The following is a 12,976-nucleotide window of genomic DNA, read 5'->3' as shown; positions in this document are numbered from 1 at the left end:
CTCTACTTCGGTGCGAAATTTCACAAAGTGATGATAAAAGTCCGATTTTAAGCCGTTCTATTGAACTTTGTCGTCCTTATTTGTTTGAAGAGATTAGGCTGATAAAGCCAAAGATAATTGTGACTTTAGGAGAGAAAGCCTTTATGCATTTATATCCAAATTTATTGCTAAAAGGCGGATTTTCAAGCATAAGAGGCAGTATTTTAAAAAATGAAAATAGCCTTATTTTACCAACGTTTTCGCCAGAGTGGATCAGCAAAAATCCTAGTTTTGAAAATATTTTTATAGATGATTTAAGAAAGATCAAAGGAGTGATATGAGAAAAATTTTACTTTTTTTAGCCATTTTTTCGACTATTTTTGCATCGCAAGATGAGATAAATTTTGAGAGCAATACTACAAAAAACCAAAGTCTATCAAGCATACCTCCAGCAAAGATTACTTATATAAATTTAGAACCAGAATTTTGTGATAATGCCTGCTTAAATGAGCTTATTAAGGCTGATTTACTGGCTAGTTTTATGGCAAGATTTGAGCCAGCAAAAATAGATGATAACACTCTTTTGGGGATTTATATCTCCCTTGGTGGTGAAGCTATTTTAAAAGTTAATAAAAACGGCAAAATCGCTGTAATCATTCCACAAAAGATTATAAAATCTTATGCAAATGTTGTATCAAATGCGGTCTTAAGCTATGTCTTAAAGCAAGACGCAGATATTGAGATCAAATTTATAAATAGCAACGATGAAAGCCCACAAAGTCTTACAAATGCTATGCAAACGGCTAGAGCCCAAGGCTTTAATTATTTTATCGCAGCCCTTACATCAAATGGTGCAAACATTATAAATTCGCTAGTTCTATCAAATGAGCTTATCTACATTCCAAGCGTTCATAGCTCCTTTATCATAAATCCAAAGCCAAATTTGATCTTTGGTGGCATTGATTATAAAGAGCAAATTTCAGCTTTGCTAGCTTACTCGAACGAAAAAATAGTTGCATTTGATGATGGTAGTTCATTAGGGCAAAAGCTAAATGAATATGTCCGCATGCAAAGTAGCGATTATCATGAAGCCTCTATCGTAGGCAAAGATATAAATTTAAATGATACTTTAAGCAAAAAATCCAAATTTAATGATGCAAGTATATTTTTAAACATCCCAATCGTCAAAGCTTCTCTTGTAGCAACGCAGATGAGAGGCTTTGAGATAAAACCATACGCACTTTTAAGTACACAGATAAATTTTTTACCAAATATCTTTAATGCCATCGCGCAAAGAGATAGACAAAATCTTTTTATCGCAAACTCACTAAATCCTGTTAACGACTTATTTTTGGGGCTTGGTGATCTTTTTGATGTAGATTTTAGATATTCACAAATCGGCTATTCAAGTGCTTTTGGCACCGAGTACATATACACAAATTTTATAGATAAAAGCGCTGATAGAATTTTTACCGAAAGAGTTGAAAACTCTCAAGTCTTATATGGAGTTAAAATTTATAACGCAAAAGGCGACCACTTTGACGAAGCAAATAAAGAAATTTTGCTCGATCAAAATAGCTCGATGTAAAAGCACAAGGTGGCTAAAGTTAAATTTTTAATTTAGCCACGATCTAAAATTTAGAATTCTCCAAGAATTTCCTTATCTCGTCATTTATCTTTGCAAGTCTCTCTTCTTTCATAAAGGCTAACGTAATCGTCGCTCTAAAAAGTAGCTTTTCGGCATTTTTGTCATCAAATTTATAAATTTCTTGCTCCAAAACAAGACTAGCTTTTTTAAGCTCTAAAATTTTGGTTCTAACAAATACTTCATCGCCAAGCACAGCAGAAGCTATAAATTTAGCCTCAAGCGACGAAACTACAAAGTATCCGCCCTCTTTTGTGAAATTTAGCCCAGCCTGAAAAAATACTTCGCTTCTGGCTCGTTCGCAAAATTTAATGTAGTTTGTATGATAGACTATACCACCAGCATCGGTATCTTCGTAGTAGATTCGTATTTTCATGGTATTTCCTTAGACTTTTACATTAAGCCCAATTTTACTAAATTTTCTTAAAAGCCCCATTATATCCGCCTCTTTTTCCTCGTGAGCGCTACTAAAATCATAATTTACGTTTGCGTTAAACCCGTTTACGCCGCTTATCATATTAATCCTTTTAAGCCTTTATATCCACGCTCTTAGCGTTAAATTTCATCATCGCCTCAAGTTCTTCTAAATTTTTTCTAGTATTTTGCTCTAGCTCTTTGTTGTATTTTCTGTTTTTATCCAGCATCTTTTGTGTTTGCTTTTCTTGCCTGATTAGCTTTTCTAGGCGTTTTTGCGCCTCTTTCATATCCTCTTGCATTATTTCAAAGAGGCTTTTTGATTCTTTACCGTCGGAAGTTATGTTAGAGTTGCCGCTTAAGGCAGTGCTACCAGGTAAAAGCGACTCTTGCATTTTTTGAAATGTTAGTACATATTCTCGGTAATCCTTGCTAAGCCCGTCAAGCTCGCTTCCTTTGATGCCGTAGATGTTGCGCGAATCAATAAAGGTGTCCAGTTTTTGTCTGTATTCTTTGCCGCTTATGCTCTTGTCATAACCTTGCATCTTGCCCCAAACCGTAGTTTTGCCCTCTCGTACGTCTAAATTTGAGTTTATTACGGCTGCTATCAAGCCTCCTTTGGTTATACTACCGTCAGGGTTGGTGTATCTTTCGCCGTGAGGATTTATAAACACGCCCACGTTTTCGCTCTCTTTACCGCCGTTATTGTTATCAAAGATATTGGTTGACGGCTTATATTGTGGCGTTGTTGTTAACTCATGATATGAACTATTAAAAAATAGCGTTTCCATATTGGTTTTCCCAGACTTATCGTCAAAGGCGCTACGTGCCGACGCATAGTCGTAGATGTTTTTATTTACTTTAGTTACTTTTAGACTTGATTTCTCGTACTCGTATCCTTGAGGAAATTTGGCAAGGTCTTCTTTAGTAAAGCTCTCTTTTGAGTTTAGTAGCTCGTCGCCCGCTACTTGGAAGAGAATTTTATATGCATTGCCGACTGTTTTTGCTATGTCGATTTTTGAAAACATTTTATTAAATGCAATAGCCTTATCATTTACGTTCACGAGAGATTTTAAGGTATCAGAGTGGATTTTGTAGTCCTTTGGGATACCTGCGGCTTCGTTAAATTCGGACGTAAAATATCCGTCCGCACCTACTTTATAGCCTAAAACTTCATTAAATTTGTACTCGACCGTATCCGGCTGCGAGATTTCATTTTTATATATGATTTGACTCTTTATGCTATGTTTTTCATTTAGTTGAAAATTTTTAGCGACACTCGAAAACCCACCGATACCGCTTAACATCATAAATCCTTTTGAAATTTAGTTTTAAGCTATATCGGCAAAATTGAGAAAATATCTAGCAAAATAATAAAAACTATCAAAAAGACATACAAATTTCTATGCCAAAGTTAAAATTATCTGCGCGTCTTTCTCGTCGCCAGATCGCACTTGGCGCCGCGAGTAATCATCAAGGACTGATCGTAAAATAAAATAAGCACCACCGAAACCCCGACGCCTAAGGCTAGCGAGACCGTCGTGGTCGTGATCGCGTTATCGAAAAATATGATTAAGTATTCGTTTTTCTTAGCGATATCAGTCTCGTTTAGAAACGAAAACAGTGCCAAAATGCCCTTATACGCGTAAACCCCCGGCACCATCGGCAAAAGTGCCGGAAATGCGATGATCTCGGCGGGCACCTTTAGCCGTTTAGCAAAGAGCATACCTAAAATCCCGCTCAAAAAAGAGACGATGAGCGTAGCGACGCTGATGTTAAAAAATCCCATCTGCATAATCCAAAAGCGGCTGGCGTGCGCAAATGCCGCAAGCAGCGCGCAAAATGCGAGAGTCCTTTTTGGCGGAGAGCTAGCGTAGGCAAAGCCAAGCCCCGCCACCGCGGCAAAAGCACCGTCTATGAGAGTCGCGGTCAAAAGCTCAAACATGTAAAATCTCCGCGCTACTAAGCGAGAGCGTGATATAGACGCCCACCGCTATGCAAAGTATCAGGATGCCCGTGCTCACGGCCCTGCTGATACCTACAAGCGTGTTGTCGTTTATGATATCAAAGACCGAGTTTATGAGAAAAACGCCCGGCATCAAAAAGAGTATCGACGAGCCGATCGCCACGTCGCTAGTGTGCGTAAAGCCGTAAAATACGCCAAGATAGGCGATAAAAGAGACGACAAACGAGACCAGGACGTACTGGATTTTTAAATTTACGCCCATTTTAGCAAGTGCAAATCTAAGGCTATATCCAACGAACGTCGCGAAAAATACGCAAACCACAGAGCCGGCATCTCCGCCGAAAAGCCTGCAAAACGCCGCATTTGCAAGGCTGATCAAAATAAGCGAGCTTGCAAATTTATTCGCCTCTATTCGCATGATGCCCTCAAACTGCTCTTTGGCCTCGTTTAAGCTCAAATTTTCATCCAAAATCCGCCAGCTAAGCGACGAAAGCTCGGAAATGCGGTTAAAGCTCACCTGCCCCAGCGGGATCTTTTTCACGTAGGTTCGGCGCAGGGAGTTGTCGGCCGAGTCCATCACGCTAATGGTAAAATACTTCACAAAAATCGTCACGCTAACGTCGTGGCCGTAGTGTTTAGCTATGCGGTCTACGCACTTTTCGACGCGCGCTGTGTAGGTGCCAGCACTCACCATCGCCGTCGTGTATTCGGCTAAAAAATTTGTTAAAACTTGAATATCAGGCTTTGCGTTCATTTTGGCTAATCTTAAATTTCACAAAAAATAAAATGATTTGCAAAACAAGCATGATTTTCATCACATATTCACTCGCACTATGCATTTTGGCAAATTCAGCCGTCTGTGTCGCATCGACCCCCAAATTTTGAGCATAAACTATAAAAGGCGTAAAGAAAAATACAAAGCTAAAAGCTAAAGCCAAATTTAAAAAAGCAAGCATTAACATGCTAAATTTTAGTGAAAAAATAAGCTTTTTTCTAAGATCAAATAGCTCACCAATCATTACAACTATGCTTACAAAAAGCAAAATATAATTAAATTTCAAAAATATCTTTGTCATCATTTGACCGCTCATAAAATGCGTAAGTATGCCGTCTCCTATGATGTTTTGCGGGAAAAATATGACTGGCGCCACCAAGATACCAAGCGTTAGCTCAGCTCCTATAAGTACTGCCAAAAGCAAAAAATAAACTCCTCTCAAACTCTCTCCTTTATATTTTTAACTTCGCGCAAAAGCCTCTATCAAAGCCAGCTAAATCTTTGTAAAAACTATACTCAAAACCATTGGCCTCTAAGAATTTTTGCATACTTGCTTTTTGATCGTACCCCATCTCACAAGCAACGTTTTTGATATTACGATCTTTGGCTATGAGAATAATATCTTTTAAGATTTCATCTCCTACTTCGCCTCCAAAGAGCGCACTTTCTGGCTCATTTAGTACAAATTTACTAAGTTTATAGCCTCTTGCAATATATGGCGGATTTGAAACCAAAATATCAATATCTTCTAAAATTTCATCCACATAAGAGCAGTTTAAAAATTTGATCCTCCCACCTACATCAAATTTATCTGCATTTTTTTTAGCAAGCATCAAAGCTTTTTCGTTGATGTCTGTCGCTACGATATTTGCCTTTGTTTTTAGAGCTAGCATGATGCTAATAATGCCACTCCCTGTGCCTATTTCTGCGATCTTTGGCTCTTTATATTCGCGTGAAATTTCTATTACTTTATCCACTAAAATTTCTGTTTCAGGTCTTGGGATAAGCACTCCACTTTCCACGTAAAAATCAAGCCCATAAAAGCTAGCTTTACCAGTTATATATTCAAGAGGCTCGTAGTTTTCATACCTTTTAACTAGAGCAAAATAGCCGCTCTCATCAAATTCTTCTTTTTGATTTAAAAATATCCATTCAATGCTTACATCAAGATAGTTCATAAGCAAAATTTTAGCCACTCTGCTTGGATTTTGGCAAAGCGAACTTAGCCTTAAACTAGCCTCTTTAAGAGCTTCTTCAATTTTCATTTTCCAGCTCGTTTATACGCTCAAAGAGGCTTGGGTGCGAGTGATAGACAAACGCGTAGAACGGATGAGCCTTCGGAAAGGCCTTGTTTTCGGAGCCTAGTTTTTTTAGCGCGCTTATCATATCGGTTTTGTTTGAGACGTCGCCTGCAAATTTATCGGCGCCAAATTCGTTTGCGCGGCTAAAATACGAGCTAATAGGCGAAAATAAAAACCCGAAAATCGGCGAAAAAAGTAGCAAAAACACGATCACTCCGCCGCCTCCGTTATGAAGCCCCAGCGCCTGATACGCCTCGTCAGGGATGTTACCGAATATAAAAAACATCGCAAAAAGCATAACCGCGCTTAGGGCGATCATTTTTAGGATATCTTTGTGCTTAAAATGCCCCAGCTCATGCCCCAGAACGGCGATTATCTCATCTAAGCTTAGTTTTTTAACGAGCGTGTCGAAAAGCACCACGCGTTTAGTCGTGCCAAGGCCGCCGAAATAGGCATTTAGGCGGTTGTCGCGCTTGCTGGCGTCTATCGTATAAACGCCGCTACTTTTAAAGCCGCACTGCGCCAAAAGCCATTCTATACGGCTTTTTAGTTCGCCCTCTTCTAGCGGCTGCATTTTATTAAAGATAGGTGCGATGAGCGTCGGGTAGATGAGATTTATAACAAGCGTGACGGCAAAGCTAAGCAAAAACGCCCAAAACCACCAAAAATCGCCCAAAAATCTAATGCAAAGTAGCACCAGCCACACAAACAGCGTGCCGAAAACCAGCGTTAGTGCGAGCGTTTTAAGTAGATCGAGCACGAAAATTTTGGGCGTTACGTTTGAAAAGCCAAGCCTTTTATCTTTGACGAAGGTTTCGTAAATATTTAGCGGTAGTTCTAGCAGCGACGAAACGAGCAAAAATACCATAACCATAAAGACGTTATCGCCTATATCTCCCGTTTTATAGGCATGCCCTGATATCGCGCCAAGCCCCCAGCACGCCCACATCATAAATATCGCGGCATGATAGAGAAGGCTAATTAGCTCAAATTTTTGATTGCTTATCGCTGCGGCGGCTGCGGTTTTATACTCCCCCTGCTCTAGCACGACGGCCGGCTTTTTAGCCTCTGCACGGATAAAGCCTATCTGCAAAATCGCTAGCCACACCTTTGCGGCGACGTAAAAAAAATAAATACCGAGTAAAAAATAAAACATATTTTTACGCCCTATTTTAAAAAATTATCGTAAAACGAGCTGATAAAAAGCACCAAAATGATAAACGGTACGACGAATTTGATATACCAAAACCAGATATTTATTAGTTTTGCATGTTTTTCACTACCTTGCAAAATTTCTTTTTTTGCATCATCTTTTAGCACCCAACCTACGAATATTGCACAACCAAATGAAGTAAATACAAAAAATATCGTTGCGCTTATTGCATCATATGCATCAAAAATATTCTTACCAAAAATGCTTACATGACTTAGTATGTTTGTGGCCATTAGCGAAGGTAAATTTCCTAAAACAAATATACCACCAAGGACTAAAAATATTGCCTTTTTGCGTTTTATCTTAAATTTTTCTTGAAGTGTCGTGATTATTACTTCATATATTGGTAGTGATGTCGTAAGTGCAGCGATCATTAAAAGTGCAAAAAAAGCAACCGCGAAAAATCCACCAAATGGCATGTGAGAAAAAACGATTGGTAGTGATTTAAACACTAAACTTGGACCACTATCTGGCGATACACCATAGCTAAAAAGAGAAGGGAAGATCATAAATCCTGCAAGCACGGCAATTACCGTATTTAAAATACCTGTAATGATAGAAATTTTAACCAAACCCTCATCCTTTTTCACAAAGCTAGAAAGAGTGATCATCACACCAAATCCAAGCGAAAGAGCAAAAAAGACCTGCCCCAAAACATCAACGAAAAGCTTTAAATTTATCTTTGAGAAATTAGGCGTTAAGTAAAATTTCACACCTTCTATTGCACCATCAAGTGTGATATTTTTAGCAATCATAATAAGCATTAAAATAAAAAGTAGTGGCATTAAAAATTTCGCTGATCGCTCGATACCACCGACCGCACCTTGTACCAAAATAGCGTAATTAACTAGCACAAAAACAAGTGTTGCAAAGCTTATGGCAAGTGGATTGCTTACGATGTTTTGCTCATAAAATGCACTTGTCTCCTCAAAACTAACCACATGCGAGAGATCAAGTAAACCAAATGAAATTTGTGCGATGTAGTTTAGCACCCAGCCGCCAATAACCATATAGTAAGCCATGATGCCAAAAGCACCAACAAGTCCCATCCAGCCAACGATCTGCCACTTTTTGCTGATCTTTTTACCATTTATCGATCCACCAAAAGCATCCACAGCATTGCATTTTAGGCGTCTGCCAATCGCATTTTCAACTAAAATCATCGGTATGCCAATCACAATCATCGCGATACAAAACACGAGCACATAGGCACCGCCGCCATTTTGCCCGACCAAATACGGAAAACGCCACGTCGCACCAAAGCCGACCGTAGCTCCTGCAACAGCTAAAATGTATGTGAGCCTTGAACTCCAAGATTTTCTATCCATCTTTTTGCCTTTGTGAAAAATAGGGATTATATAAAAAAATTGATTAAATTTTGCTAGCAGCAAGCGGTGTTAGGATACAAGCTCAGTTTTTTATTAATTTTAAGAATTTTTACGAATAAATTTTCTTTCACGTTTTGCCTTTTCTGGACAATTTTAGACAACTGCTTAAAAATAAATTTATTAGTGCAAAACGCCAAATTCCACATATCCCTCCATCGCAATGAATAATATCCAGCCCTCCTTGGGACAACAAAAATAGTGATGTTCTGGGATATTTTCAGCTATAAATTTTAAAAAATCATAAAAATACTCAGGCGCAAATTTAATCTCTATATTTGTTAAGTTGTCGCCGATGTAGCTTATCTCACCACTTAAAATTTTACTTTTAATACTTGGATCTGAGCTGAGAAATTTTTTAATGTCGGTAAAATTTTTATATTCAGCCGTTTTGTAACCTTTTAAATTTTGTAAAACTGGCTTTGAGCCAATGAAGGTCAAATTTTGTTCTATAAACTCAGCTCCATCATTACTCACGCACCACTTATTGCTAAAATTTGATAAAAAAGCGAGCATCTCATCGTCAGCTGAGATAAAATTTGAAACTAAATTTTTCTGGCTCATTTGCCTCCTTTTTTGTAAAATTTAGCAAACTGCCCACAATCCTTTAAAAATAGAGATTGCATAAAAAATTAATGATTAAATTTGAGATTGTGGATATTTTTTTATCGCTAATTCGCACACAAAACTGGTTCAGGTTTTAGCTTCACGCTTGGAGCTGTTTTGCTAAAGCTTATGAGATCCTCTGTCGTTTGGATACTAAAAGGTAGGCGTGTGAGGCAAACTTTAAAAATTTCAGCTGCCGCTATTGCGTCATTTAACGCTCTATGGTGGGTATTGTTTATGCCAAGAAGCTCTTTTAGCGAGCCAAGTCCGTATTTTTGCGAAGCGATAGTGCGGCGACTAAGATCGATGGTGCAAAGCTTTCTGTTTAGCAACATGCCAAGGCCAATCTCATTTAGGCTATGAGAGATAAATCCGTAATCAAAATTTACGTTGTGCGCGATAAAGACGCTAGTTCCAAGAAATATTTTGAATCGCTCAAGCACGTTTAGCAAATTTGGCGCGCCAACTAAATCGCTAGCCTTTATGCCGGTTAGCTCGGTGATATTTTCAGGCACCACAGGGGCTGCCACAAAGCTTTCAAAACGCCCTATCTCAACGCTATTTTTCATTTTGATTGCGCCTATTTCGATGATCTGTCCGCTCGTCGTACCGCCAGTCGTTTCGATATCAACCACGCAAAATTCCTGCTCGCAAATATCTCTAAATCTCGTGCCAAGCTCGATCTCATTCTCTTCATTTCTAGTGATGTCAAGCCCAAGAGTTCGCCACATATCAAGATCGCGCACGTCAATAATAGATGAAATTTCCTCGATATCGCTAAATCTTAAAATAAACTCATGATAGCTTAAATTTTGCCTAGCTAAAATTTCTATGCTATTTTCTAAACGCTGTTTTTTTGGTTTCAAAACTCAAGCTTTATTGCGCGAATGGCTTGTTCGTAGGAATTTGATGAGAAGATGTAGTTGCCAGCCACCAAAATATCAGCTCCAGCCTCTTCAAGATCAGGCGCATTTAGTCCGTTTACGCCGCCATCTACTTCAATAAGACACTTAGCGTTTTTTCGTTCTATCAGCTCTCTTAGCGCCCTTGTTTTCTCAAGCACGACTGGCATAAATTTCTGACCGCCAAAGCCAGGATTTACGCTCATCAAAAGCACCATATCAACTTCATCAATAATATACTCGATCGCACTAACTGGCGTATGCGGATTTAGCACGATACCAGGGCCAACGCCGTTTTTCCTGATGTGATCTATGAGCCTTAATGGATGCTTCTCTTCTTCAATGTGAAAGGTTAGAAATTTTGGCTTTAGCGGTAAGAAAAGGTCGGCAAAAAACGAATTATTCTCAACCATTAAATGAATATCGAGTGGCTTTGTAGCTGCTTTTGCAACAGCATTTACCACAACTGGGCCGATAGTTAAATTTGGCACAAAATGCCCGTCCATAACATCAACATGTACCAGATCGCACCCAGCCTCGCAAATGGCTCTTATCTCAGCTGCCAAATTTCCAAAATCAGCCGATAAAATACTAGGTGCAACATACATTTCTTCTCCTTACTTGGTTACAAATATAAAGCCTATTTCGTCATCTTTTACATCTAGTCTATTCATGATGCCTACACTATTGTGATCAAAAAAAACATCATCGGATAAAATTTTAGGCAAGCTAACTTTTACTTTTATGCCTTTTTGCCAAAGATGAGTCAAAAATTTATCTGTAATGATACTAAAAATTTGAGAATATCCACTTAAATAATCATTTGAATCATTGCCTTCAGGCATAAAAATAGAGCAAATTTTATCTAACTTATCTTTTTTTATACCAAATAGCACTCTTGCGTAAATATCACCATAATACTGAACACAAATACGCAAATAATCGTACTCATCCTCTATGTCAAGCGCACTAACCTTGGTATCAACACACAAAATTTCTTCTTCTGCTAACTGTGAGATAATTTTGCTCGCAATTTGCGTCACATAAGATGAAATTTGAGCAACGCTCTTGTTGATATCTACTGGCTCTGCATCAAAGTCTCTTTTTTTAAGATAAAAAATAGTGTCGTCTTTGTAAAAGTCATTTAAATTTTTATAGATAAATATATTTGCATCTTTAAGATACGTTACTAATTCAATAGATAAATTTGATTCGTTTATACCACAAAGCGAAATAAATGCACCTGATCTTTTGCTAATGCTAGCAAGTTTGATTAGAAATTTTGCACCCCTTATATTTAAAGCACCAGAAATATTTACCCATAAAATAAAAAATTTATATCCGATTTTTAGCATAATGTCATGAGCTGACATATCAAAATCTTCAATAAAATCTGAGTCCATAAAACTTTTTATGGCATAAACAACGACACCATCTTTTATAAAAGTATCTATCTGATTTTGTCTTAATCTCACATGATTTAGCTGTGACACTGCATAACTATATAAATTCTTTTTTTTATTAAACTCGGTCGCATCTCTAGCCTCAACCACATCAAATGATCGATTTTTGAGATAATTGGCCAAATAGTGCTTATACTGCTCAGTTGAGTTATAAATGAAAACTTTGTCATTTGCGTTATTTAGAAATTTATTTAAAAACAAGCTTGCGATATTTTCACTTTCAAACATCGAGATATTTAAAATATTCTTAACTGTTTTCATCATCAATTCATAAAAAATTTCATTGTAATCGCAAATCGCAAATACTATGCCATGTTTTTGCGCTTCTTCGCTTAAATTTTCAATTATTTTACCAAGCCAAATAGGGCTAAAAAATGTAACATTTTTTAGTGAGAGCAGTATAGCGCTGATATCACGCGATGAAATTTGGTTTATATATTTTTCACTTAATTTTAATGGAACATTCTCTGCTTCCAAAAAACCAAAAGGCCTTATAATAGCCATAGAACCATTAAAAGTTAATTTCATTTTTGTAGAGCTTTTTTAATAAATATAATGGTTTGCATCTCTGGATAAACATTGATGTCTAAAATTTTATCAACTCCAAAATCATAAAATTCAGGCCTACTGGACTCATAAGAGAGCAAAATCTCAAAAAAACAAAGCATCTCTTTATCAATCTTGCTTAATGATTGTTTGTTCATATTCATTGCTTTTAAAAAAATATCCAAAATATTAAAGCCATATTTTTTTTGCAAAATTTTATTATAGCTTACGTCAGAATACGAAATAACGTCTGACATACAAGATGGAAATTTCGAAAATAAATTCTCACACACTATAATACAGGCAATAGAATACGGAGCAAGTGATAAATAGCTGTATCGTTTTTCTTTAAAAGAATTTAATACTTTTAGCCAATCTGATAAAATTTTAGCATTAAGCTCGATCAAATCAACGATTTTAAAATTAAATACCTTATAAATTTTTGGGGATTTTAAAAATATAAAATAAGAAAGCACTATCGCCCTAAAAGTATCAATGCCAAGCATATTTGCTATTACTACCAAATCGTTGCCATCATAAGGAATATCAAATTTTGCACGTTTAAAAATGGAGTTAAAATAAGTTTTAAAAGATGCTATATTTTGTAAAGTAGTAACTGCCTCAGTTAGATTACCAGCTAATAAAAAACGCTCGACCTTTTCAAAAAGAGTTGGCATCTGCAAAACAAAATCAACATTTTTTTCGATCAACTCTTTACTAAGCATTTTATATCACTCAAGATTTCTAAATATTTTTGCTATTTATAATTATAGGCAAAGGC

General features: G+C 37.1%; 16 protein-coding genes. 2 read left to right on the top strand and 14 right to left on the bottom strand.

The window, feature by feature from the left end:
• Both CYP54_RS05955 and CYP54_RS05950 read left to right on the top strand, forming a co-directional pair.
• Positions 1-320 (top strand): uracil-DNA glycosylase family protein (locus CYP54_RS05955; protein WP_275935945.1); only part of this gene is annotated, 320 nt, incomplete at its 5' end.
• Entirely contained in the window at positions 317-1,567 is a 1,251-nt protein-coding gene (locus tag CYP54_RS05950; RefSeq protein WP_103604558.1) for a hypothetical protein, read from the top strand. The genes CYP54_RS05955 and CYP54_RS05950, both read left to right, overlap by 4 nt.
• Before the next feature lie 43 nt (positions 1,568-1,610).
• Here the strand turns inward: CYP54_RS05950 and CYP54_RS05945 are convergent, their stop codons facing one another.
• The 14 genes from CYP54_RS05945 to CYP54_RS05885 all read right to left on the bottom strand — a co-directional run bounded on the left by CYP54_RS05945 (position 1,611) and on the right by CYP54_RS05885 (position 12,920).
• Positions 1,611-2,000: a YbgC/FadM family acyl-CoA thioesterase gene (locus tag CYP54_RS05945; protein WP_103604557.1), complete on the bottom strand. Its 390-nt coding sequence runs from the start codon at positions 1,998-2,000 to the stop codon at positions 1,611-1,613.
• Positions 2,001-2,009: 9 nt separating this feature from the next.
• The gene (locus tag CYP54_RS10165) at positions 2,010-2,141 is read right to left on the bottom strand and encodes a hypothetical protein (RefSeq protein WP_258033677.1); all 132 of its coding nucleotides are present in this window, start codon (positions 2,139-2,141) and stop codon (positions 2,010-2,012) included.
• 10 nt (positions 2,142-2,151) lie between these two features.
• Positions 2,152-3,345, bottom strand: a complete 1,194-nt coding sequence (locus CYP54_RS05940) for a Cj0814 family flagellar-dependent secreted protein (protein WP_103604556.1) — start codon at positions 3,343-3,345, stop codon at positions 2,152-2,154.
• A gap of 113 nt (positions 3,346-3,458) precedes the next feature.
• Positions 3,459-3,983 carry a threonine/serine exporter family protein gene (locus tag CYP54_RS05935; protein ID WP_087585733.1) on the bottom strand — a complete coding sequence of 175 codons (525 nt, stop codon included), beginning with the start codon at positions 3,981-3,983 and terminating at the stop codon, positions 3,459-3,461.
• Entirely contained in the window at positions 3,976-4,758 is a 783-nt protein-coding gene (locus CYP54_RS05930) for a threonine/serine exporter family protein (RefSeq protein WP_103604555.1), read from the bottom strand. Before CYP54_RS05930 ends, CYP54_RS05935 begins: the two co-directional genes overlap by 8 nt.
• Positions 4,742-5,221, bottom strand: a complete 480-nt coding sequence (locus CYP54_RS05925) for a DUF4149 domain-containing protein (protein ID WP_103604554.1) — start codon at positions 5,219-5,221, stop codon at positions 4,742-4,744. The genes CYP54_RS05930 and CYP54_RS05925 overlap by 17 nt, the downstream gene beginning before the upstream one ends.
• A 10-nt stretch (positions 5,222-5,231) precedes the next feature.
• On the bottom strand, positions 5,232-6,044 hold the full coding sequence (gene prmC / locus CYP54_RS05920) for a peptide chain release factor N(5)-glutamine methyltransferase (protein WP_103604553.1): 813 nt from the start codon (positions 6,042-6,044) through the stop codon (positions 5,232-5,234).
• Positions 6,034-7,236 (bottom strand): M48 family metallopeptidase, encoded by a 1,203-nt coding sequence (locus CYP54_RS05915; protein WP_103604552.1) that lies wholly within the window; start codon positions 7,234-7,236, stop codon positions 6,034-6,036. The genes prmC and CYP54_RS05915 overlap by 11 nt, the downstream gene beginning before the upstream one ends.
• Positions 7,237-7,247: 11 nt before the next feature.
• Positions 7,248-8,621: a sodium-dependent transporter gene (locus CYP54_RS05910; RefSeq protein ID WP_103604551.1), complete on the bottom strand. Its 1,374-nt coding sequence runs from the start codon at positions 8,619-8,621 to the stop codon at positions 7,248-7,250.
• A gap of 180 nt (positions 8,622-8,801) precedes the next feature.
• A complete protein-coding gene (locus CYP54_RS05905; protein ID WP_103604550.1) occupies positions 8,802-9,242 on the bottom strand; it encodes a hypothetical protein in 441 nt (146 codons plus the stop codon).
• Between the two features lie 107 nt (positions 9,243-9,349).
• Positions 9,350-10,150 carry a 3'-5' exonuclease gene (locus CYP54_RS05900; protein ID WP_103604549.1) on the bottom strand — a complete coding sequence of 267 codons (801 nt, stop codon included), beginning with the start codon at positions 10,148-10,150 and terminating at the stop codon, positions 9,350-9,352.
• Positions 10,147-10,794 carry a ribulose-phosphate 3-epimerase gene (gene rpe / locus CYP54_RS05895; RefSeq protein WP_103604548.1) on the bottom strand — a complete coding sequence of 216 codons (648 nt, stop codon included), beginning with the start codon at positions 10,792-10,794 and terminating at the stop codon, positions 10,147-10,149. The genes CYP54_RS05900 and rpe overlap by 4 nt, the downstream gene beginning before the upstream one ends.
• 9 nt (positions 10,795-10,803) lie before the next feature.
• Positions 10,804-12,177, bottom strand: a complete 1,374-nt coding sequence (locus tag CYP54_RS05890; RefSeq protein WP_103604547.1) for an STAS domain-containing protein — start codon at positions 12,175-12,177, stop codon at positions 10,804-10,806.
• Positions 12,174-12,920, bottom strand: coding sequence for a hypothetical protein (locus CYP54_RS05885; protein ID WP_103604546.1), 747 nt, complete (start codon positions 12,918-12,920; stop codon positions 12,174-12,176). The genes CYP54_RS05890 and CYP54_RS05885 overlap by 4 nt, the downstream gene beginning before the upstream one ends.
• Positions 12,921-12,976: the final 56 nt, after the last annotated feature.

It is taken from the genome of Campylobacter concisus (assembly GCF_002914005.1).
GTDB classification, from domain to species: Bacteria; Campylobacterota; Campylobacteria; order Campylobacterales; family Campylobacteraceae; genus Campylobacter_A; species Campylobacter_A concisus_N.
The sequence above is the reverse complement of the archived record's forward strand: the minus strand, read 5'-3'. Positions and strand labels throughout refer to the sequence as shown.

Coding starts and splice junctions, on each gene's coding strand:
- CYP54_RS05885 (WP_103604546.1), bottom strand. CDS start 12,920: ATGCTTAGTAAAGAGTTGATCGAAAAAAATGTTGATTTTGTTTTGCAG.
- CYP54_RS10165 (WP_258033677.1), bottom strand. CDS start 2,141: ATGATAAGCGGCGTAAACGGGTTTAACGCAAACGTAAATTATGATTTT.
- CYP54_RS05905 (WP_103604550.1), bottom strand. CDS start 9,242: ATGAGCCAGAAAAATTTAGTTTCAAATTTTATCTCAGCTGACGATGAG.
- prmC (WP_103604553.1), bottom strand. CDS start 6,044: ATGAAAATTGAAGAAGCTCTTAAAGAGGCTAGTTTAAGGCTAAGTTCG.
- CYP54_RS05910 (WP_103604551.1), bottom strand. CDS start 8,621: ATGGATAGAAAATCTTGGAGTTCAAGGCTCACATACATTTTAGCTGTT.
- CYP54_RS05930 (WP_103604555.1), bottom strand. CDS start 4,758: ATGAACGCAAAGCCTGATATTCAAGTTTTAACAAATTTTTTAGCCGAA.
- CYP54_RS05945 (WP_103604557.1), bottom strand. CDS start 2,000: ATGAAAATACGAATCTACTACGAAGATACCGATGCTGGTGGTATAGTC.
- CYP54_RS05950 (WP_103604558.1), top strand. CDS start 317: ATGAGAAAAATTTTACTTTTTTTAGCCATTTTTTCGACTATTTTTGCA.
- rpe (WP_103604548.1), bottom strand. CDS start 10,794: ATGTATGTTGCACCTAGTATTTTATCGGCTGATTTTGGAAATTTGGCA.
- CYP54_RS05890 (WP_103604547.1), bottom strand. CDS start 12,177: ATGAAATTAACTTTTAATGGTTCTATGGCTATTATAAGGCCTTTTGGT.
- CYP54_RS05940 (WP_103604556.1), bottom strand. CDS start 3,345: ATGTTAAGCGGTATCGGTGGGTTTTCGAGTGTCGCTAAAAATTTTCAA.
- CYP54_RS05935 (WP_087585733.1), bottom strand. CDS start 3,983: ATGTTTGAGCTTTTGACCGCGACTCTCATAGACGGTGCTTTTGCCGCG.
- CYP54_RS05915 (WP_103604552.1), bottom strand. CDS start 7,236: ATGTTTTATTTTTTACTCGGTATTTATTTTTTTTACGTCGCCGCAAAG.